The 23,276-nt window shown below is 51.0% G+C and carries 14 protein-coding genes and 1 pseudogene; 13 read left to right on the top strand and 2 right to left on the bottom strand.

Annotation, left to right across the window (positions count from 1 at the left end; all coding sequences use genetic code 11):
• Nucleotides 1-27: 27 nt before the first annotated feature.
• The 7 genes from AC506A_RS17275 (at nt 28) to AC506A_RS17245 (ending at nt 10,625) form a co-directional block, all read left to right on the top strand.
• Nucleotides 28-2,361 carry a glycoside hydrolase family 3 N-terminal domain-containing protein gene (locus AC506A_RS17275; RefSeq protein WP_495462432.1) on the top strand — a complete coding sequence of 778 codons (2,334 nt, stop codon included), beginning with the start codon at nt 28-30 and terminating at the stop codon, nt 2,359-2,361.
• Nucleotides 2,362-2,505: 144 nt separating this feature from the next.
• Nucleotides 2,506-4,302, top strand: a complete 1,797-nt coding sequence (locus tag AC506A_RS17270; protein WP_495462251.1) for a sensor histidine kinase — start codon at nt 2,506-2,508, stop codon at nt 4,300-4,302.
• Nucleotides 4,295-5,920, top strand: a complete 1,626-nt coding sequence (locus tag AC506A_RS17265) for a response regulator transcription factor (protein WP_495462250.1) — start codon at nt 4,295-4,297, stop codon at nt 5,918-5,920. The genes AC506A_RS17270 and AC506A_RS17265 overlap by 8 nt, the downstream gene beginning before the upstream one ends.
• 162 nt (nt 5,921-6,082) lie before the next feature.
• Nucleotides 6,083-7,024 (top strand): ABC transporter permease, encoded by a 942-nt coding sequence (locus tag AC506A_RS17260; RefSeq protein ID WP_495462249.1) that lies wholly within the window; start codon nt 6,083-6,085, stop codon nt 7,022-7,024.
• Nucleotides 7,025-7,036: 12 nt separating this feature from the next.
• The gene (locus AC506A_RS17255; RefSeq protein ID WP_495462248.1) at nt 7,037-7,990 is read left to right on the top strand and encodes a carbohydrate ABC transporter permease; all 954 of its coding nucleotides are present in this window, start codon (nt 7,037-7,039) and stop codon (nt 7,988-7,990) included.
• A 69-nt stretch (nt 7,991-8,059) separates the two neighbouring features.
• Complete coding sequence (locus tag AC506A_RS17250; protein WP_495462247.1) at nt 8,060-9,628, top strand: ABC transporter substrate-binding protein; 1,569 nt, start codon at nt 8,060-8,062, stop codon at nt 9,626-9,628.
• Nucleotides 9,629-9,707: 79 nt separating this feature from the next.
• Nucleotides 9,708-10,625, top strand: a complete 918-nt coding sequence (locus AC506A_RS17245; RefSeq protein WP_495462246.1) for a phytanoyl-CoA dioxygenase family protein — start codon at nt 9,708-9,710, stop codon at nt 10,623-10,625.
• Between the two features lie 95 nt (nt 10,626-10,720).
• Here AC506A_RS17245 and AC506A_RS17240 read toward each other — a convergent pair whose 3' ends face one another.
• Entirely contained in the window at nt 10,721-12,850 is a 2,130-nt protein-coding gene (locus AC506A_RS17240; protein ID WP_495462245.1) for a CBM96 family carbohydrate-binding protein, read from the bottom strand.
• 273 nt (nt 12,851-13,123) lie between these two features.
• Between AC506A_RS17240 and AC506A_RS17235 the strand changes: the two are divergent.
• The 6 genes and pseudogenes from AC506A_RS17235 to AC506A_RS17210 all read left to right on the top strand — a co-directional run.
• Nucleotides 13,124-13,324, top strand: a pseudogene (locus tag AC506A_RS17235) (YiaA/YiaB family inner membrane protein); the annotation flags it as partial.
• A gap of 30 nt (nt 13,325-13,354) precedes the next feature.
• Nucleotides 13,355-13,615, top strand: coding sequence for a YiaA/YiaB family inner membrane protein (locus tag AC506A_RS17230; protein ID WP_495462431.1), 261 nt, complete (start codon nt 13,355-13,357; stop codon nt 13,613-13,615).
• A 325-nt stretch (nt 13,616-13,940) separates the two neighbouring features.
• A complete protein-coding gene (locus AC506A_RS17225; RefSeq protein WP_495462244.1) occupies nt 13,941-17,639 on the top strand; it encodes a fibronectin type III domain-containing protein in 3,699 nt (1,232 codons plus the stop codon).
• Nucleotides 17,640-17,809: 170 nt separating this feature from the next.
• Nucleotides 17,810-18,361, top strand: a complete 552-nt coding sequence (locus AC506A_RS17220) for a DUF4358 domain-containing protein (RefSeq protein ID WP_495462243.1) — start codon at nt 17,810-17,812, stop codon at nt 18,359-18,361.
• 118 nt (nt 18,362-18,479) lie between these two features.
• Nucleotides 18,480-19,940 (top strand): aminoacyl-histidine dipeptidase, encoded by a 1,461-nt coding sequence (locus AC506A_RS17215; protein ID WP_495462242.1) that lies wholly within the window; start codon nt 18,480-18,482, stop codon nt 19,938-19,940.
• Between the two features lie 182 nt (nt 19,941-20,122).
• Entirely contained in the window at nt 20,123-21,433 is a 1,311-nt protein-coding gene (locus AC506A_RS17210; protein ID WP_495462241.1) for a M48 family metallopeptidase, read from the top strand.
• 154 nt (nt 21,434-21,587) lie between these two features.
• On the opposite strand, the gene melA is transcribed toward AC506A_RS17210, so the two are convergent.
• Nucleotides 21,588-23,000, bottom strand: a complete 1,413-nt coding sequence (gene melA / locus AC506A_RS17205; protein WP_495462240.1) for an alpha-galactosidase — start codon at nt 22,998-23,000, stop codon at nt 21,588-21,590.
• Between the last annotated feature and the right edge of the window lie 276 nt (nt 23,001-23,276).

Raw genomic sequence — 23,276 nt, 5'->3', positions numbered from 1 at the left:
CAGCTTCATTTGGAGGATCAGAAACCTATGGAAATGTACAAAGACAAACATAAACCGATCGACGAACGTATCGAGGACCTGCTCTCACGCATGACGGTGCAGGAGAAAATCGGGCAATTGAATCAACGCATGCTGGGCTGGGAGGCTTACGAGAACAATGAGAGCGGAGACGGCTTCCGATTGACGGAACGGTTCCGCGAGGAGATTGCTTTCGGTGCTGGAGTAGGCGCTTTATACGGTCTGTTTCGTGCAGATCCGTGGTCGCAGGTGACGTTCGCCAATGGCATTCCGCCTCAAGAGAGCATGAAGATGGCGAATCAAATCCAGCGGTACGTGATCGAGAATACGAGACTTGGCATTCCTGTTCTACTGTCTGAAGAATGTCCGCACGGGCATCAAGCGCTGGGAGGGACGATGCTGCCTACCAATCTGGGCATCGGCTCTTCCTGGAATCCGGAGCTGTGCAGGGAAGCATACGCCTGCGTTGCGGAAGAAATTCGTTCACGCGGCGGTCATATTGGACTTGTCTCCGTTCTGGATATGCTGCGCGACCCGAGATGGGGACGCTCGGAGGAATGCTTCGGCGAAGACCCCTATCTGGGAGGTCAACTGACCGAAGCGATCGTGCAGGGATTGCAGGGTGATAGGAACGACGGACAATTGGCCGGGCCGGACAAGGTCGTCGCATGCCTGAAGCATCTGGCTGCGCAAGGGGCATGTGTAGGCGGACATAATGCATGGGCCGCTACAATTGGTGAGCGCGAGCTCAGAGAGATGCATCTGACCGGCATCCGTGCTGGAGTAGACGCCGGGGCGCTTGCGTGTATGGCCGCTTACAATGAAATCGATGGCATTCCTTGCCATGCGAATGATCATTTGCTGACGGATATCCTGCGCGGCGAGCTTGGCTTTCAAGGTATCGTCATGTCCGACGGCTTCGCGGTCGACAGTATGATTCCGCAAGCGGGCAGCCAAGCGGCAGCAGTTGCGATGGCATTAAATGCCGGCGTGGATGTGAACTTGTGGAACGAGTCGTACCTCGCTATTGCGAAGGCACTAGCAGAGGGGCTCATTCGGGAGGAAGTTATCGAACGAGCCGTGCGCCGTGTGCTGCGTCTTAAATTCGAGCTGGGTCTGTTCGAGCGTCCATATGGCGATGAGGAACAGGCTTCCTCCGTGCTTGGTCGCTCTGCAACACGTGCAATAAACAAGCAACTGGCTCAGGAATCCGTTGTGCTGCTCAAGAACGAGAACCAACTATTGCCGCTATCTGTAACCCAAACTAAGAAAATAGCCGTTATCGGTCCGAACGCTGACAATATGTATAACCAGCTCGGGGACTATACGCCGACCCAGCCCGAAGGCAAGGGTTCGACCGTTCTTCAAGGGATCAAGCAGCTGTTGCAGGAAGAAGCCGAAGATGCAGAAATCATCTATGCCCGCGGCTGCGGTATTCGCGACATGTCTAGAGAAGGGTTCGCGGAAGCCGTTCAAGCTGCTCAAGGGGCAGATGTTGCCGTACTGGTCATGGGCGGCAGCAGCGCTCGCGATTTCAACTTTCAATTCGCCGACAATGGCGCTGCAATCATAGACAGCGGCGACCTGCCGAGCGAGATGGACTGCGGGGAAGGTGTGGACGTTGCTGACCTAGAGCTTGGCGGTTTCCAAATGGAGCTCGTACAAGCCATTCATGCAACGGGTACGCCGGTCGTCGTTGTCCTCATTCAAGGGAGACCGCATGCGATTCCTTGGATAAAGGAGCATGTACCAGCCCTATTAACGGCATGGTACCCGGGTGAAGAAGGCGGCATCGCGATCGCGGAGCTCTTATTCGGTAAGGCCAATCCGAGCGGCAAGCTGTCGGTTTCCATTCCTGCTTCCACCGCGCAGCTGCCGGTGTCCTATAATCTTAAAGCCTCTATGCATGCATCTGCCTATGTCAACGGCGCACATGAACCGCTCTATTCGTTCGGCCATGGCCTCAGCTACACCTCGTTCACATACAGCGATTTCTCGCTTAGCACAGAACGGATATCGTTCGAGCAGCTGCAAGCTGGAGAGACGGTAACCGTAACCGTGAAGGTGACGAATAGCGGCTCGGTGCCGGGCAAAGAGGTCGTTCAACTATACGGATGCGAACGAGTGTCGAGTATTACGCCGCGTAACAGCGAGCTGAAAGCTTTTCGCAAAATCAAACTGGAGCCGGGACAGTGCGAGGTGGTCGCGTTTAAGCTTGGCTTGCAGGAGCTGAGTCAATGGGACAAGGCAATGCGCTTCGTACCGGATCCGGGCAGATACCGGCTGCGGATTGGGAACGGCATGACGCAGGCCGACCTATCGGCAATCCTATTCATAGATTGATCCTTTATCAAGTTCTAGATACACCGTGCTGCAGTTGATTCATTCACTGCATACACGGTGTTTTTCCACGAAATGGGAAGAATAGTCATGGACCCGCACTCCTGCTATAGTAATGAGAAGCCGATCGAGAGGGAGAATGGAACGATGCTGATCACGAAAACGATACGCTTCAGATTGCTTGTGGGCTTCATTTCCATTATCGTTCCACTTGCGGCAGCGTTGATTATACAAAACATATATGCCATGAAGGTCGTACGAGACGAGGTCTCGCAGTCCACGACCAGCTTTCTCTCGATTCATGTCAATCAAATCGACAACAGCCTCCAGAAAGTCGGCGACTATTTGCTGCGGCTTGTCTCGAGTAAGAGCTATTACGCGGATTTAATCGCCTTGAACTTGTATCCGCAGGACAGCAGCGATTATTTCTTCTCCAAGCAGCGAATCTTCAACAGCTTTCAAGACGAGATCAACTCCAATTCTTTTGTCGTCGTGGATACGTTCTTCACCTATACCGAGAAGAATGAAGAGCTTATCGCATCGCAAGGGGAGTATCTGGCCTCGAAGAAAGTGAATCAGATGCTGACTGAGTTTATTCATAATGGTTCATTAAGCAAAAGCCACATGTGGCAAATCGTCGAGCAGGATAAGCGCTTCTTCCTGGTCCGGACGGAGCAGATCCAGACCGAACCCAATGTGTATGTCGGGGCGTTAATTCCGGTCGAGAATTTAATGGAAGCGTTACGAGCGGTAGACCTCGGTTCCACGGGACAAGCAATGCTGATCTCGAACAAGGCGGAACCGCTGACGGAGACGACATGGGACAAGCCTAGTCTTCAAGAGATGCTGGGAAAGCTGTCGACCAAGTCATCAAAGAACTATCAAATCATCAAGAATGCGACTGACAAGAAGGATTACATATTGGTTGGCTATCAAGTGATGCAGGCGCCTATTACGCTTGCGGTGACGATTCAAGATACGGCGCTGCTGCAGAAGCTTCCTTTCTTCCAGCGTGCGACGTACCTGATTCCGGTCGGGATTATCTTATTGCTGTTCTTATTCTCGTTCCTATTGAAGCAGGTTCTTCATAAACCAATGAATGCATTAATACGCGGCATGAGAAGAACGGCTCAAGGCGACTTTACCGTGCGCCTAGGCAGCGGTACCACCCAAGAGTTCGAATTCTTAAACGAAACATTTAATGGGATGGTCTCTGAAATTCGCATTTTGAAAATAAACGTATACGAGGAGATGCTGAAGACGCAGGAGGCCGAGTTTAGGCATTTGCAATCACAGATTAATCCTCACTTCTATCTCAATTCCCTTAACATCGTGAATAGTTTGGCGAAGCTGGGGCGTACCGAACTCATTGAACAGATGACGCATCACCTGTCCGACTTCTTCCGATTTATTACGAGGGCGAACAGAGAATATATTACGCTCGAGGAAGAGACCGAGCATATACGCAATTATTTGGAGATTCAGAAGCTGCGGTTCCCTAGGAAATTGACCTTTGAGATGAAAGTGCCGGATGTCTACAAAGACAGAAACATTCTGCCGCTCATGATCCAGCCCTTCGTGGAGAACTCGGTTATTCATGGCATGAAGAGCGGGAAGCATGTGTTCCATATCTCCGTCGAAGTCAGACCGTTCTCGCAGGATCAGAAGATCATGGAGATTGTCATTGCCGATAACGGAATTGGGTTTTCGCCCGAAGTGTTGGAGCGATTCAGAGACGGACTATTGACGACGGATATTGCCGGAGCCAAGAGTCTGGGTATCCTTAACGTGCAGAATCGCATCAAACATAAATATGCAGGAGCGGCGAGCATTCATTTCGGTAATCGTAAGGAAGGACCAGATGGCGAACAAACCGAAGGTGCAGAAGTTATTCTGCGCATTCCATCCGGAGAAATAAAGGAGGGCGACGATCCACATGTATAGATTGCTTATCGTTGACGATGAGTTCTACGCCGTGGAGGCGATTGAGACCGGTATAGATTGGACCCAGCAAGGGTTCACCGATATACATTGTGCCTATGACGCGGAAGAAGCAAAGAGCATATTACTGGATCACCCGGTTGACGTCATGATCAGCGATATTGAAATGCCGGGCTGTAACGGAGTAGAACTGCTGGAATGGGCGAACGAGTACTCGCCTGCAACGGTGACGATTTTTCTAACGGCGCATGCGGATTTCACCTACGCCCAGCAAGCTGTGCAGCTTGCCGGCTTCGACTATTTGCTTAAACCGGTCCGATACGAGCAGCTTCAAACCGTGGTGAACCGCGCTTTATTGGAGGTGGAGAGCCGGAAGGAGGCGAAGCAGCTTGAGGAAACGTACAAGACATACGCCAAGCTGCAGCAGACTCAGAAGCCGCTGCTCAAGGAGCTGTTCTGGCAGGATCTCTTGTCCAAACGAATGAATCCGGGTCCCGATCACTGGGAGCAAATCAGGAACACCTATCAAGTCCGGCTCAGTATGGATCGACTCATCATGCCGGTCCTGATCAGTGTGGAGCAGTGGAAACAAGAGTTTACCGAACGAGAGGAACGTATATTAGAATATGCGCTTCGCAATTCAGCCTCTGAAATGCTAAGCCCATCGGCATCGGATATCGATGTCATTGAGGACCGTAACGGTATATTATTCGCCTTGCTGGATGTAACAGAGCAGACAGATGTGGATAGGAACATCCTGCAAGAGACATGCGAGAAGTATATTCAAGCATGCTCCGGGTATTTTTACTGCAATATATCCTGTTATATAGGCGTGGCTGTCCCGATAACCGAGATCACGATGGTGTATCACCGCTTGATCGAGTTGGAGCAATCCAATGTGGTGAAAACAGGCCAGGTGCTGTTCATGTCCGATTATGAAAGCGCGGATGCGCTGTTTCCCCATAAGATGCCTGCCATCCCGCTCGATTTGTCGGAATGGATGCATCTTCTTGAAGCCGGAAGAACGGACGAGGTCATGGGGCAAATCGAGAAATTGTTCAAAGGCGATGCGGCTGCCGGTATCAACGCAGAGACGCTGGATGCCTTGTACCATATGCTTCTCGGATTCGTATACCAATCGGTTCATCAGAAAGGGGGCTCCGTCAAGCAGTTCATGGGAGCGTCCAAATGGATGGAAGCGGGGATGGCTACGCGTTCCGTGCCGCAGTTTCTGACTTGGGCGCGAAGACTGCTCCTCTCAACTGCTGAATATCTAGATAGGAACCGGTCGGAGAGCTCTGCAATCGTGGAGAGAGTCAGGAAGTACGTGGAGAGTCATATTCAAAGTGTGTCACGAGAAGAAATTGCAGCGGCGGTATTTCTGAATTCGGCTTATTTGTCCAGACTCTATAAGCGCGAGACGGGCATGTCGATTATGGAGTATATTATTACGGTGAAGATGAACCGTGCCAAACAGGCGCTTACGACATCCAATATGAAGGTTAGTGACATTTGCGATAGCTTGGGCTACGAGAACGTGTCGCACTTTACGAAGACCTTCAAGAAGGTGGTAGGCATAACGCCGCATGATTTTCGCAAACGATACCAGTCGATCGGGTAGAAATGAACCATTTCCGCGCAATGTCGTGGAGATGGTTCGTTTTTTTTAATTTGAGTATCATAAAAACGTTACTTCGGTCACATTACGCTATCCTGCTGCATGTAAGCGATATCTTATAATAAGCCTAGCAGCTTAGATGAGTAGAGAAAGGATGAACACCACATGCAGACGACTACGGCAATCCGGAAGACTTCGTTTCTCAGGAAGCTAAACAAGAATAAATATCTGCTGTTGCTTCTATTGCCGGGAACGCTATATTTGCTCCTAAACAATTACTTGCCGATGTTCGGCATCATCATTGCCTTCAAAGATTTTAATTACCATCAAGGCATTCTGGGCAGTGATTGGAGCGGCTTCGCAAACTTCGAGTTTCTGTTCAAGACGCCGGATGCTTGGATTATTACGCGCAACACGGTAGGGTATAACGCGGTCTTCATTATTCTAAACACGGTTGTCGCAGTAGCCGCAGCGGTCGCCATGAATGAGGTTCGAAACCGACTGCTCGCGAAGTTTTATCAAAGCGTTATGTTTCTTCCTTATTTTCTATCGATGATTATCGTCGGTTATCTGGGATTGTCCCTATTCAGCCAAGAATTTGGCTACATAAACAAGAGCGTATTGGAGCCTCTGGGCTTCCCGCCGGTATCCTGGTACGCAGAGACGAAGTATTGGCCGTTCATTCTGCCAATCGTCAACTTGTGGAAGAACATCGGTTACTTGAGTGTTATCTACTTGGCGGCCATCATCGGCATCGACAACGAATATTACGAGGCTGCAGTCATTGACGGCGCATCCAAGTGGCAGCAAATCAAGAAGATCACCATTCCATTGATCGCACCTGTAATCACGATTATGACCTTGCTTGCAGTAGGGAAGATATTCAACTCGGATTTCGGCCTGTTCTTCCAAGTCCCGCTTGATGCAGGCGCGTTATATCCGGTCACGCAAACGATCGATACGTATGTATACCGGGCGCTGCTAAGACTTGGCGATCTGGGCATGTCCTCGGCAGCCGGCGTTTATCAGGCTACGGTCGGATTTGTACTTGTCATCACATCGAACTGGGTCGTTCGCAAAGTCAACAAGGAAAACTCATTATTCTAGGAGGGGTTACAGATGGATACCGCGATTGAACAACGTTCCGCTGTACATGCGGACAACCCCGTGAAGTCAAAGGAAGTCAACGCCATTTCAAACGGCGCGAACGTGACATTGAACATCCTGTTCTTGATTTACACGATTCTTTGTCTGTTCCCGATTGTAATCGTGCTGGCTGTGTCGTTCTCGGATCAGAAGGAAGTGACGCTGCACGGCTACAATATTATCCCGAGAAAATTCAGCCTGGAAGCGTATTCGTATCTGTTTCACGACGCATCACAAATTGTGCAATCTTACGGCGTATCGATCTCTGTCACGGTCATTGGGACACTGCTCGGCTTGCTCATGACCGCATTGTTCGCTTATCCGCTGTCCAGAAGGGACTTCGAATTCCGTACCTTCTTTTCCTTCTTCCTTTTCTTCACGATGATTTTCGGAGGCGGATTGGTTCCGTGGTACATCGTATTCTCGAACTGGTTCGACATGCGCGATTCCATATGGGCGCTAATCGTGCCCGGACTTCTGTTCAATGCCTTCTACGTCATCATTATGCGTACCTTCTTCCAGACGTCGATTCATCCGTCTATTATCGAATCGGCCAGCATTGACGGGGCAGGGGAGCTGCGCATTTTCTTCCGAATCATATTGCCGCTTTCCACGCCGGTCTTGGCTACGATTGCATTGTTCTATACGATCGGCTATTGGAACGATTGGTTCAATTCCCTGGTCTTTATCCAACAGGATAAATTGGTTAGTCTGCAATATCTGATGTACAAAACCATGATGAACCTGCAGTTCCTTGTGGCCAATTCCGCTAATAATGGGAATGCAAGCGGAGCAATTGCCAAGCTGCCCGGTGAAACGGTGCGCATGGCGATGGCGATCGTGGGGATGGGGCCGATCATACTGGCGTACCCGTTGTTCCAGAAGTACTTTGTTAAAGGCTTAACGATTGGTGCAGTTAAAGGTTAAGCGCGAGAAATGGTTTCACCCGGCAATGCCGGTTAAAATAGGAAAAGTAAGCATCTTAGGAGGATGAACATGAAAAGGTCGAAAAAGGTTTGGGTCACCACATTGACGCTTTTGTTTTCCGTAATGATGGTTCTTTCGGGTTGTGGAAGTGAATCCAATAACTCCGGTAACTCCGCTGACACTGCTAATAACTCGGCGGCTGCAACAGACTCTGCGAATGCGGCGGATACTGCAAAAGCAGACTTGCCGGAAGTAACGTTGAAAGTGTTCGTTCCAGGCGTGCCTCAGAAAGACATCGGACTCATAAATGAAGAAGCAAGCAAATACTTGAAAGACAAAATAAATGCAAAGCTGGACCTGACGATTATCGACTGGGGCAGCTGGGGCGACAAAATGAACCTGAAATTCGCCTCCAATGAAGAATTCGATATCAACTGGGCTGCAAACTGGGATAATTACTTGACGAGAGTCCAAAAAGGCTCGTACTTGCCGCTTAATGATTTGCTGGATCAGTATGGTCAAGAAGCGAAAGCGATTCTGAACCCTGCTTTGCTGAAAGGCGGTCTTGTTGACGGTAAAAATTACGGCATGCCGGTAAATAAAGAAATCGCTTCGCAGCTTGGACTTCTGCTCAACAAAAACCTTGTTGATAAGTACAAGATTGACATTACTACGATCAAGACATTGACTGACCTTGAGCCGTATTTGGAAACCATCAAGAAGAATGAGCCAGGCGTTACGCCGTTCTTGATGAACAGCTCTGTTAACCCAGTCAGCAATAACGTCGCATTCGGCGGCCAAGCTGAATTCATTCTTGGCGTTAATGATGGCGGCGCTGCAGTTGATCGCAATGTCGATGGTTACAAAGTGTTCAACATGTTCGCAGATCCGCGTTACAAAGAGCAGCTTGATCTGACTCGCAAATGGTACCAAGCAGGCTATATCAATAAAGATGCTGCAACGCTTCAAGATTTCGATGGTGCGATTAAAGCAGGCCAATGGTTTGCCTTTACAGACCAGCTGAAGCCGGGTAAAGACGCGGAGAAAACAAACTCCCACGGCATTCCGATGGTGCAAGTCAACATTACGCAACCGATTATTGGAACGGGCGACGCAACGGGTTCCATGATGACTATCTCCGCTTCTTCCAAAAATCCGGAAAGAGCAATGATGTTCTTGAACCTGCTGTACACCGACAAATACTTGGTTAACCTGCTCTCCTTCGGTATCGAAGGAACGCATTATGTGAAGAAATCGGATAATATCGTATCCTTCCCAGATGGCATGGACCCGTCCACTTCCGGTTACAATCCGGGCACAGCTTGGATGTACGGTAACATGTTCAACGACTATCTGTTTGCCAATGAAGATCCGAACAAATGGACAAACTTCGATAAGTTCAATAAAGAAGCTGTAGAGTCTAAATTGCTGGGCTTTAACTTCAATGTGGATCCGGTGAAAAACGAAGTGGCTGCTTTCCAAAATGCGTACAAGGAATATGCGCCTGCGCTGCATACGGGTACTGTTGATCCGAATGAAGTGCTTCCGAAATTCCTTGATAAGATGAATGCAATCGGCATGGATAAGGTGTACAACGAAGCACAATCGCAAGTGGATAAGTGGCAAGCATCGAAGTGAGAATGATGCCACGGCTGAAGGGTCGGCGTGGAATTCCGCGCCGGCCCTTCTTTTGTTATGGCAGAGAGGAGAAATGAACGTGAATCGAGTATTGTCTCAAGCACAAATCGAACAATTTATAGAGCTTGGCTGGGTTAAAGTGGAGGAAGCCTTTCCGCGAGAGCTTGCTCTGGAATGTCAGGACTTCCTATGGGAGCAGTTAGCGCGATATGACATTGACAGGTCTGATCGGGCGACGTGGAACAAGCCGATCTTGTTCATGAAAGAAGCATTCCGAAGCCCGTCCTTCGACCGCTGCAATACAGAGCTGCTCGGTGCAGCCATCGAAGATTTGATCGGAGCAGACAGATGGACGGAGAAGGTGCTGTGGAATGGTGATCCGCACCGAAATTATCCGGAGTGGGGCTGGTGGCCGGTGAACTTCCATCTTGGCGGAGATGAAGAGTGGACTGTGCCCTCCAAGGGATGGCACTGGGATGGCGCGCACTTCCGTCATTATGTCGACGCGCCGGAGCAGGGGCTGCTCTGCTTGTGTATATTCTCGGAAATTGGCCCACAGGGCGGCGGCACATTGATTGCGGAGGGCTCGCATCAGGTTGTTGCTCGTTTCTTAGCCTCGAAGCCGGAGGGCATTGATTCGCAGGAAGGAATTGATGCGTGCAGCCGTGAGCATCCTTGGCTGGCTGCATTAACGGGGCAAGCGGTTGATTCATTCCTGCCCGGCACGAATCGCATCGATAAATTTATGAACCATGCTTACACCGATGCGCAAGGAACTCGTCTTCGCGTTATCGAGACTACTTCGTCTCCCGGCGACGTCATCTTGTGCCATCCGTTCCTTTACCATACGCCATCGCAGAACCATAGCGGAATTACGCGTTTCATGTGCAATCGGACGACGCCGCTCAAAGAACGCATGCAGTTTGAACGAAACGACGGTACCGAGTATTCACCTCTGGAGATGAGCATTAAGCGGGCGATTACCGTACGCTCATAGCTCGTTACAACAAGGCACCCCCTAGTAGGTACAGTGGAATGTTCCGTTCCATTGTCCTCCATAGGGGGTGCCTTTAGTTTATAGGATGCGGTTCATCACGGGTGAGCTGCAACCCAGTCGACTATGGCGCGGTATTTTGGCGCATTGGCAATCGGTTGGCCGGTCGACGACTTGGAGCCCCAAGCGCCGCCGGAAGACCACGAGCCGGCATGTGCGTAATGGTTATACAACACGAAATACGGAGCGAATTTGTTCAGCATGTACGTGTATTCGGTGTAGATATTCTGGTTGCCGCTCCATTGATCGGCATTGGTCAGCAGATGCTGTCCGCCCTCGTAGCAGCCGAGCTTCACGTTATATTTCTGCGCGATGGCGACTGCAGTCAGCACGCGATCCGTGAGGGTTGCATCGATATCGGCGTGGAACTGGCTTTGAATGCTGGCACTCGCACCATCCAAGCCGCTGCCGACATAAGGTGCGATGGCGATCATGTCCGCTTTCTGATTCGTCGGGTTCCAAGTCGTGCTGTTCACGACATTCGCGTAGCCTTGGTCGAAGATATCATAATTGCCGCTGAAGGAAGCAACGCGCACGACGCGTGCAGCCATTTCGGAGCCGTACACGGTCGCGAATTGGTTCCAGATCTGAACCGATCGGTACAGGCTGAATGCACCGCCTTGGTACCATTGATTGGAGCCGGGCAAGCCCTGTGCTACGCCTTGATCGAGCGTATATTGGAACTGTGCGAAGCCGCCGTTCCATGTCTCGTTGGAGTATTCAACGTATACTTTCAGTGCCGGGTTTAATTTGGACTTAATGAGCTGGGCAAGCTGGTTGGCATAGTTGTTATCCGCCATATGTGGCAAGGTGACCCACATATCCTTGTTGGTCCGGTTGCAGAGATCGATCATCCATTCATAGGCAAGGCCGGCTCTGATCGGGTCGGTTGGCCCGATGTAGCCGATGTCACTGTTGACGGCATCATTCGGCAAACGGCGCTGCGACCACGTTTGTACCTTGGAGTTGTTGGTTCCGCCCCAATCCATGAAACGAAGCGTCGAATAAGGTGCGAGCTCGCTAATAAAAGTCGGGTTCCACACGTCATCACCGTTCGCATAGGCAGTTGCCCAGTTCACGGTCGATTTGAACGGAACTTCTCCGCTCCAAGTGCCCATGAACCAGAAGTTCGTCCCGATCTTCATCGTCCCCGTACCACCGCCCGGAGGGTTGGTGGTGCCGCCGCCTGTACCGGTTGTAATAATAAGCTCCGGTTTCGTACTGCTCTCCCGAGATTGGTACACTTCCCAGCTGCCGATATTCGAGCTGAAGCCGAAGGTGACCGAGGAGCTGGCCGCGCTCAGCTTGCTCTGTACAGCTGAAGTCACATCGAGTTCAACGTATCCGTTCGCTGTAACCGATTTGGTAGCGATTTGCGAGCCTAATGCAGGCTTCGCGCCGCCTTCGCTCCAGCTCTCGGTCGTGGCGCTGTTTACGATGAGGGTATGGTTATTGGCATGGCTGGCATGGTAAATCCGCACCTTCGCGCTTGAGATTGAAGTGGGGATGCCACTAAGCGAAAACTTAGTGAAGAGGTTGTTCCACTGGCTGACATTCAATGCCGCATTCGTACCGGCAGTGACATCGCTCTGCGTATCCGTGTCAGCGACCGGATTCAGCGTAGAGGTTGAGCTGGTGGTGTTTGGCGTAATGACGAGCACCGGTTTGTTGCTGCTTTCCCGAGATTGGTATACTTCCCAGCCGCCGATATTCGAGCTGAAGCCGAAGGTGACGGAGGAGCTGGCGGTGCTTAATTTGCTCTGTACGGCTACAGTTACATCAAGCTCTACGTAGCCGATAGCGGACACGGCTTTCGTATTGATTTGCGAGCCTAATGCTGGTTTGGCAGTGCCTTCACTCCAGCTTTCGGTCGAGGCGCCGTTAACGATCAGGTTGTGATTCGTGGTGTGAGTTGAATGATAAATTCTGACTTTCGCGCTTGCAATGGAGCTCGGCACGCCTGACAAGCTGAATTTGGTAAAGAGGTTGTTCCATTGACTGACGTTCAATGTCGCATTCGTTCCTGCAGCAACATCGCTTTGCGTGTCTGTGTCTGCGACCGGATTTAACGTAATATCTGTCGCTGCCATCACCGTGGTATCATCGCGATACGCTGTAAAAGACCAAATGAGGGCAATTGCCAGTACAATCGAAAGCCATTTCCGCATTACATATGCCTCCTTGAATAGTGGTGTAAGACTGCCGTGTTTCCCAAGAAATTAAGCGCTTTCAACCTCCTTCAGTAAGAGGTTACCAAAGTGGATTTTTATGGTAAAGGCAAAGTTGTGTACTGGTGAGGGGGGAATTGTGTGCAGCATACAATCGGAAGCCGGGCTAATACCAGGTACTAGAACAAGATGGTACTTCTGAAAGTAGAAGGTTCGCAGTATGCTTAAGCCATAACAAATAACCGAACCGGTTATACAGGAGGGCTTTAAGCCATGATGGAAACGACGAATCGCAGAAACTTTTACCGTCGCCGTAACACACCAACGTACACCTTTATGGCATGGGCAGCATTCGTGCTGGCATGCGGATTCGAATTTGTGGGGATTTATACGCTGGAGCAGCCGCTGTCAGTCCAAGGCTATTACGCGGTAACAGGCGTTCTGCTGATCATCACCTCCTTCCTGCTGCAGAAGGTTGCGCGAGATAACGACGAAGACAATTTCCTGAAAGAGTTTAATCCGAGCTACCGCAAAAGAAATACATCGGCCTTCACCTTCCTCTCATGGGCCGGCTTCGTGCTCGCGATTCTAGCTGAATATATCGGCCTCTACACCTTGGAAGAGCCGTTCTATGTAAAAGGCTATTACGCTATCGGCGGTGCATTCCTCATCGTTGCTTGCCTCGTCTTGCAGAAGACGATCCGCGATAACGAAGAGGATCAACTGCACCTCAAGGAAATAGCGGACGAGAATGCTGCCGTATAGTAGCGACAATCAGAGACTTTCTTCACGTAATGTGAGGAAAGTCTTTTTATTTTTCCACCGCATAATTCCGCATAAATCGAGGCGCAGGGTGGAGTCGTATAGCGATTCGTGAAGGGTTATAAGAGATCGTGTAAGTGAGGTGCATGAATTCCTATTTAATACAATCGCTCAGTATGTATATTCGCATTTGTTACAGTTTACGGGACGTAGAAGGCATGGCAGTATGGAGCTTGAGAGGAGGGATGGCTCAACTTCAGAAGGGGTGGTACGTAAGCGGTATTCGGCAAAACAGACAGACGATTTTAATCGACGAAATGAGGGATTGTTGAGGATTAGAAGTAAGAATGGCAAGATTGGAACGTTGAAGGTGCGGGTCATTACAATTCTATCTGCATTATCGCTTATGCTTCCGATTATTCCAGCTACATCTGCTTTTGCGGCGACACTTAATGTAACCGCTTACGGAGCGAATGGAAGCGATACGGCAGATGATTTGGCAGCTATTCAGAATGCCGTCAATGCTGCAGCAAGCGGTGATACGGTACTTCTCCCAGCAGGTACCTACTATTTGTCTGCGAATGTCAACGGTAAAACCGGCGTCAAAATTGCAGGCGCGGGCCGTGATCTAACGACTGTGAGAATGACATCGGCTTCGGCCTCTACTATGTTCTTCTATCTTCATAACGTTTCGAACGCGGAAGTGGCGGATATGACGCTGGACGGCAACAGCAGCGCGGTATTGTTGTCCGCAGTAACATCCGAGTCGGGCAATAACAATAAAATGCGTCATCTGCGAGTCAAGGATCTGGCCGCATCGGCGGGTTTCGGGCCGTTCGCACTCTATGCCATTGGCTCCACGAACCTCGAAATTTCCGATAATATCGTGACCAATACCGGCGTGAATTCGGATTGGGGAGGAGGAGTGCGCGCAGGCTGGGGTTCGAGCCATGCGCTAATTGAGAATAATACGATCTCTAATACCGGACGCGGCGGGATTTTCGTCAATGATGACAGCCCTTATGCGACTGTTCGAGGCAATACGATCACAGGAACGGGCAAGAAGATGGAAGGTCTCGGCATCGAGCTGCACACTAACGTCGATTATTCACTCATAGAGAATAACAACGTCGACCACTGGATTAGTGCGGTGCGTTCCAAATACATCGCGGTACGTAATAACATCGTGAAAGCGAACGATGGCACAGTAGGTCATATGGGCCTTGAGGTCATGGTCGATCACGGCGTTACATCCGGCAATCTCGTCGATGGCGGTCAGCAGGTAGGGATGCAGCAGTCACCGGGAACAGGCTACCAGCTGTGGAACTACAATACGGTTCAAAACATCGTCATGTGGGGCATGCAGCTCCAAGGGGCAGGCACCGGATTTACCGAGCAATATCAGTATTTCTACAAAAACACCTGGAAGAACGGACCGACCGGCAATCCTGCTGCGGCTTATCCGGGGTATGACGGTAACGCGGTTCGAATCCATGGCGATACGAAGAATATCGTATTCGACAGCAACCAAATCCTCAATAACGGCCGCAAAGCCATTGAGATTACGACAGCGAGCGGAACGGACCGTATCAGCTTCATTAACAATACAATTACGGGCAATGGCGGCCCTTCGATTGACCAGTACCCTTCTTCCGCGGCGGATCTGGAGTGGACCAACAATACGGTGAGCGGGAATGCAACGAATACGCAGCTTACGAGCAGAGGCTTCAGCGACGCAAAGCCGATCGCGAATTTCACGGCTCCGCTGACGGTACAGCTGGGGCAGCCGATTACGTTCACGAATACGTCCACGGACAACGGAACGATCGTTGAGAATCTGTGGGATTTGGGTGAAGGCATCCCGGTTACAACGGCAAGCCCGACTTATACGTACCTGAAGGCAGGTACTTACAAAGTTATTCTTGGCGTATGGGATAACGGTGGAAGAGCAAGCGTGAAGGAACAGACGGTTACGGTGTTTACCGGCCCGCCGGATACGACGGCTCCTACCGCTCCCGGCAGCTTGTCCGCACCTACGAAATCGAATGTTACGGTAGATCTCTCGTGGACAGCATCCACGGATAATGTAGGTGTCATCGGTTATGATGTGTATAGAGGCGGTACATTGATCGGTTCGACGACAAGTGCAACGACGTTCAACGTTACAGGTTTAACGCCAAGCACGGCGTACAGCTTCACGGTTAAGGCGAAAGATGCTTCAGGCAACGTATCCGCAGCAAGCAATACCTTGAACGTGACGACGGATGCCGGCGATACACAGGCACCAACGGCGCCATCTAGTCTATCTTCGCCAACGAAGAACGATACGAGCGTAAGCCTGTCGTGGTCGGCCTCTTCGGACAACGTCGGCGTAACAGGATATAACATTTATAACGGTGCAACTTTGGCAGGTACGACTACTGGCGTGAGTGCGACATCCTTCACCGTTACGGGACTCGCGTCCAACACGGCCTTTACGTTTACAGTTAAAGCGAAGGACGCTTCCAACAACATTTCGGCGGCCAGCAACGCGTTAACTGTGACAACGGATCCTGCTGCAAACTGGGTAAATTGTGCCGGCGAGAACAATCCTTGTAATTTCACGGGTACGAAGCAAGTTCGCTATGGGGTACCTGGCAGTTATGTATACGGAACGTTCACGAACACCGTCATGTGTTCCAATAACGGCTTCGGAACGGATCCGGCAGCTGGGCAATACAAGACATGTGACGTCAATCAAGCTGGCGGCACAGGCGGCGATACACAAGCACCAACGGCTCCGACAGGCTTAACATCGCCATCTAAGACCTCGACAAGCGTCAGTTTGTCTTGGACGGCATCGACGGACAATGTCGGCGTAACAGGCTACAATATTTATAACGGAAGCACGTTAGCAGGTTCTACTACGGGTGCAACAACCTTCACAGTGAGCGAACTTACGGCAAATACGGCCTATACGTTCACAGTTAAGGCCAAAGATGCAGCTAACAACTTGTCGGCAGCGAGCAGCGGGCTGAATGTAACGACGAATGCAGCCTCGGATACGACGGCTCCTTCGGCTCCGACAGGTTTATCATCGCCATCGAAAACCTCGACGAGCGTCAGTTTGTCTTGGACGGCATCGACCGACAATGTGGGTGTAACGGGTTACGATATTTATAACGGAAGCTCGTTAGCAGGTTCCACTACTGGTGCGACAACTTTTACAGTGAGCGGCCTAACTGCAAGTACGGCCTATACATTTACGGTGAAGGCCAAAGATGCAGCGGGCAACGTGTCGGCAGCAAGCAGCGGACTTGGCGTAACGACGAACGCGTCTTCGGACACGACGGCTCCTACGGCACCGACCGGGTTGAGTTCGCCATCCAAGACGGATACGAGTGTCAATCTGTCGTGGACGGCATCGACGGACAATGTCGGCGTCACCGGCTACAACATCTATAACGGAGCTGCTCTTGCAGGTTCCACAACAGGTGCAACGACGTTCACGGTCACTGGTTTGACTGGAAGTACTGCCTACAGCTTCACGGTGAAGGCGAAGGATGCGGCCAATAACTTATCCGCTGCCAGCTCCACGCTGAACGTCACGACGAATGCACCGACATCGGGAACGAATGGGTTGCTGGGACAATACTACTCCGGAGAGTTTGGTACGCTGGCCATGAGCAGAACCGATGCCACCGTTGATTTCGATTGGGGCGGCGGAAGGCCAACCGATGATGTGCCGGGTGAATGGTTTACCGTGAGATGGACCGGTAAAGTTCAACCGCAATACTCGGAGACCTACACGTTCTACACACACACGGATGATGGTGTGCGTCTGTGGGTGAATGGCCAACAAATCATTAACAACTGGGTCGCCATGAACGGAGAACTCAGCGCGACCATTACACTTACAGCAGGCGTGAAATACGACATCAAGATGGAGTATATCGAGAACGGCGGCAATGCGCACGCGCAGCTCTCCTGGTCGAGTGCTTCGCAAGCGAAGCAAATCATTCCTACGGGCCGCTTGTTTACAAGTTAGCAGCTGCATTTGTTTGAGTAAAAAGGACTTTCCTTCAGCTTTTGTTGAGGGAAAGTCTTTTTTTTTGTACAGAAATTGGGAACTGTAATCATGTAACCTTTCATCTCCTTCATTCGTCAATAGACGCATACAATAGTTCGTCCAACCTCACACCAAGGAGAATGTACAAAATGAAGAAAATCATGATACTCCTGTTGACCGTTATCATCGCGATTGTGCTTGGCGCATGCGGCAGCAATGACAGCAAGGAACAGAACCAGGGACAAAACCAGAGCGAGAACCAGAATGAGAATCAGGAGCAGGAGCAGGTCGTCGAATCCAAGCTGTCTGCGAAAGAGATGATTAATCAAATGACGAAGCAGGCCGGGCAGCCGATGTTTTTGGAGCTCGACAAGTTGACGTTGAAGCAATTTTATCAGCTCGATGCGGCACTGCTGGAGGATTTCAATGTGCGCATGCCGATGGCGAACCTGTCCTCGAATGAAGTTGCTGTCTTCAAAGTAAAGGATGCCAAAGATATTCCTACAGTGGAAGCGGCGATTAAGAAGCGGGCTGAGGAAGTGCAGAAGGCGTTCGAATCCCAGAAGGCTGACCAATATGAGAATGCGAAGAACTACAAGCTGCTGACGAAAGGTAACTACGTGCTATTTATCATCTCGAGCAAGCAAGCCGAAATGACGAAGGTTTACGAGAGCTTCTTCGAGCAGAATGGCGGCGTTTAAGCGATCACTGGATTCCTCGCGATGCATGCGTTAAACTAGACGATATCGAATGGAAAAGGCCTGACTTTGCCTGCCTAGGGCAAGTCGGGCCTAATCTGTGTCTACCTATAGGAGGATTATGATGCCAGAACTAAATAGAGTGTACACCGGAGCTTGCAAGGTGCTTCGTTTCTTCGAAGAGCTGTCTACGATTCCAAGAGGATCGGGGAATGAGAAGGCGGTCAGCGATTTCATGAAGCAGTTTGCGGAAGCGCGCAACTGCACCGTGTTTCAGGATGAACGGCACAGCCTCATCATTAAGAAGCCGGCCGCGCCGGGGTACGAGCAGGCACCGGCGGTTATTTTCCAAGGCCACTTAGACATGGTTTGCGAGAAAAATAAATCGACGGAGCATGACTTCACCAAAGATCCGATCCGCTTCAAGCTGGACGGCGACATGATCTATGCGCAGGATACAACGCTTGGGGCGGATAACGGCATCGGGGTATCGTTTGCGATGGCGTTAATCGATGCAACGGATCTAGCGCATCCCGCGCTTGAAATCCTGCTAACGACGGAGGAAGAAACGAGCATGGCCGGCGCGGAGCATATCGATGCCTCGAAGCTGAGCGGGAAGATGCTCATCAACTTCGACTCCGACCGGGAAGGCGTGCTGTTCGTGAGCAGCGCCGGGGGCGCATCGGCGTTCCATACGGTGCCCATTGCTTGGCAGGATGGAGGCCATGCTGGCAAGTCGTATACCATTGCCGTACAGGGACTGAAAGGCGGCCATTCCGGCGATGACATTATTCACGAGCGCGGCAACGCCAACAAACTGCTCGGGCGGGTACTGGATGATTTGCGCCGGCATACGGCATTTGACTTAGCCGGCATTAGCGGCGGAATGAAGGTCAATGCGATTCCGCGTGAGGCGGAAGCGGTTGTTGGATTAAGCGAAGATGGACTGCGTGTGACGGAGGAGCGGATTGCAGAGTGGAATCGTATTCTGCAGGACGAGTATGAAGTATCGGACCCAGGCGTGAAGGTATCGATAGACGCTGGGGCGGCTGCGCGCTGGTTCTCGGAAGAGACGAAGCTGACGGTTATCCGTCTGCTCGCGCTGATTCCTAGCGGCGTGCTTAGCATGAACAAGGCGATTGAGAACCTCGTTCGGACATCGACGAACATCGGGACCTTGTCGACTCGCGAGAATGAGGTCGTCTTCGAGAGCCTCATTCGAAGCTCGCATCGATCGCAGCTGGATGCGGTGCTGCAGCAGATGGCAACGCTTGGCGAGGCTGTGGGTGTGACGTACCGCCACGATCATTATTTCCCGGGCTGGCCATACCGCTCGGATTCGAAGGTGCGCGAAGTATTCCAAGCGGTCTACGAGCGCAAATACAGCAAGCCGCTGGAAGTAAAGGCGATCCACGCCGGCCTGGAATGCGGCATCTTTATCGAGAAAATGCCGTATCTCGATGCGGTTTCCTACGGGCCAAACATGTACAATTTCCATACACCGGAAGAGCATGTTTCGATCTCGTCCGTGGAACGAACTTGGGATTTTCTGCAGGAGATTATGCGTGCATTGAAAGCATAGAGAAGACGTGCGATGCACGTAAGATGGCGCAAGGGAACATTCCCTTGCGCTTTTATTTTGCCTGCAATGTAGCTCCCTCGGAATAGTGAAAATGGATGTAACCGCGTTTACATTTTATGTGCTAAACTATACCTTGCATTTAATGAGATTAAGATTAACATGCCGGGAAGGGAAGGCTGCACATGCCAGATAGCATAGTCGTGGTTCAAGAGAATGGGGCGGCGGTACAAACCGAGCAATGTCCACAATGCCATTCGCAGGTTGCTGCACATCTGAATTTTATGTCTTGGTGCGAGTGCGGCTGGAATTTGAAGCCTCATCGCCAAGAACATGCTTCATCCGTCTTTGCCTCCTTTTATGAGCGGCTTGGACGAAAAGTAGGGAAGCAGTTGCTCGGCGATATGGAAGTGCTTGCACAGTTAATGCCTAAGCCAAGTAAAACCAAACTGTTCGCGATCGTACTGGCGACGATCATTCATGCCATCTCCCTTGGCATGCTTCTGCTTTGTTTATATGCTCTGTCCTTATATCGGGAGTACCCGGTGCTAGCGATTATTGCTGCTCTGCTGTTGATATCGCTATGGGTGCAGCGACCGCGCATCCCGAAACTAAGCAAAGAGGAAAGACGGGACATTGTACCAAGAGAGCAATTTCCTACTCTGTATGCTTTCGCGGATCAGATTGCCGATTATCTCCATATGCCTCATTTTGAGGGTATTCTTATAGATGAGGAATTTAATGCGTCTTACCGGCAAGCAGGGTTTAAACAGAAACGGTATTTGACGCTAGGGCTTCCCTTATTCAGTATCTTAAGTCCAGCCGAGAAAGCGGCGCTTATCGGGCATGAAGTGGGACATGGTATAAACGGGGATTCCATTAGAGGTTTATACACCTATACTGCGATCGCCACATTGGAGAATTGGTATAGATTGCTCACTCCGATGGATGAGAATAAGGTTGAAAGCAGCTTATCAGGACTTTTATCTCAAATTGTAGGGTTGTTGATGAAGATCTTATCTCTTATTCCGGACTTGCTTATAAAGCTGTTTATCCATGTTAATTATTATGAGAGCCAGAAGGCCGAGTATATGGCAGATTACCTCGGGGCAAAAGTCGGCGGTACAGAGGGAGCGTTAGGATTATCGCGTAAAATGTTTTGTTATAATACCTTTGTGTTATCGCGCCAGCGATTTGTCCTTAGGGGGGCAAAAGGGAACTATTTTGACGAGCTTAAGGCAGCTGTGCGCTCCATTCCGCCACGTGAGTTTGAACGCATTCGGCGCGTCGAGATGATGGAGGGTTCTACGCTAGACCGGACGCATCCGCCAACCGCCTATCGCATTCAAACGCTGCAGCATCATGCGCAGCTTGCACCGGGGGCGATTCAGTTGACAGATGAGCTGTTGAAGCAGCTAGATCGTGAGCTGAGTGCAGTGGAAGCAAAGATGCAAGAGCGACTCGTTATCCAATACAAGGAGAATCAATATTACTAATTGAGAAAAAGCCTATCCGCTGCGGATAGGCTTTTCTGCTGAAACGGTTGTCTATTGTTTGTTACCCTATTAATTGAAAAAAGCCTACTCGGCAACACGGTCTCGCTGAAACCGCGTGCGCAGTAGGCTTTTTTGATGAACGCATGATATAAGCTTACTTTGCCAGCTCCCCGAATCGGGAATAGACCGCGAGTGCCGGATCGATCGGCACATCTGCGCGCTGTACATTGGCCGGGATGTTGATGGTTGGTGTTGGACGCGGCAGTCGGCCTTCGAACTGAGGCAGATATTGCTGCTGCGCGATCATCATCTCTGTCACCATCTCGCGGATTTGCTTCAGCGTAAGAACGGAGGAGGTGAGCGGATCGAGCGCAACGGCTTGCACGACCGTTTCTGGGTCGCCGGTCTTTGCGGCAAGCACAGTCAGGCGCTGCACGTTGATGTTGGTCATGTTCAGCGCGGCGCATTGCGGCGGCAGATCACCATTGACCGTGCGGTGCAGGCCGTTACGGTCTGCGAAGACAAGGCCTTCTGCACAGCAATCTTCGGGCAGATTGGAAATCATACCGTTATTACGCAGATTGCCGCTGAACTTGAAGGTGTTGCCTGTTTCCAGCGCTTCGATAATATAAGCGCAGTACTCCACGCTGCGCGGCGGGAGATCCACCGGCTCATCGGCTAGGACATCTTTCTCGCGGTATTTGTCAGCAACATACGTACACCATGTATAGTACGCACCGCTTTCGCCGCCAAAGGATGGCTCGTCGCAGTAGAGATCGAGCGCCTCCTGACTGGAGCGGAACCATGGGACGTACTCGGAGAGATGGCCGGTCGATTCGGTCATGAAATATCCGAAGTGACGGAATACCTCGCCGCGCACCTTCTCGTTGACGTAGAATTCCGGCTCTTCGAATTTCTCACGCAGACGAGGGTACAGATCTTCGCCTTTGTGCGAAAGCTTCGTAAACCAGCCCATGTGGTTGATACCTGCAGACACGTAGTCGATTTCTTGCTTCGGTACGCCGACATAGCCGGAGATCAGATCCAGTGTGGTCTGCACGCCGTGGCAAAGCCCGACATACTTAATCTTCGTCTCGCCAAGCGCCCAGCAAATCATCGCCATCGGATTGACGTAGTTCAGCAGCGTCGCATTCGGACACAGCTCTTCCATGTCGCGGGCAACGTCGAGAATGATCGGAATGCTGCGCAGCGCCCTGAATACGCCGCCCGGTCCGAGCGTATCGCCGATACACTGGTCAACGCCGTAGGAGAGTGGGATCTTGTAATCCTTCTCGAACAGATCAACGCCGCCGACCTGGAAGGAAGTAATGACGTAGTCGGCCCCTCGCAGCGCTTCCCGGCGATCCGTCGTAATGGTGACTCTGGACTTCAACCCATTGTGGGCAATCACTTTATCGGCAAAAGCTTTCACCTGCGTCGTCTTGCTCGTGGACGGTGCCATGAGCACAAACTCCGTCTCCTCGAGCACCTTCGTCGCCATAATATCCAGCATCAGCGTCTTGCAGAACACAATACTGCCTGCACCAATGATCGCGATTCTTCTCATGGTATCAGCTCCTCAACGTTTTTGCGGGGCCATGCCCCACTTTAACCACCTAACACGCACAACTCCAACACTTTCAATCCAACACGCACAACGCAACATAAACAATCCAACATGCACAATCGACTAACTTTGACCTTACACGCACAACCGCACATGCACAACCCAACATGCACAACCGACTAGCCTTGACCTTACACGCACAACGCCAACATGCACAACCGCACATCCACAACTCCAAAACGCACAACCCAACATGCACAACCCAACATGCACAAC

The organism is Paenibacillus sp. N22P23, assembly GCF_059383735.1.
Note: the sequence above shows the minus strand (reverse complement) of the source record. Positions and strands in the feature narration are given on the sequence as shown.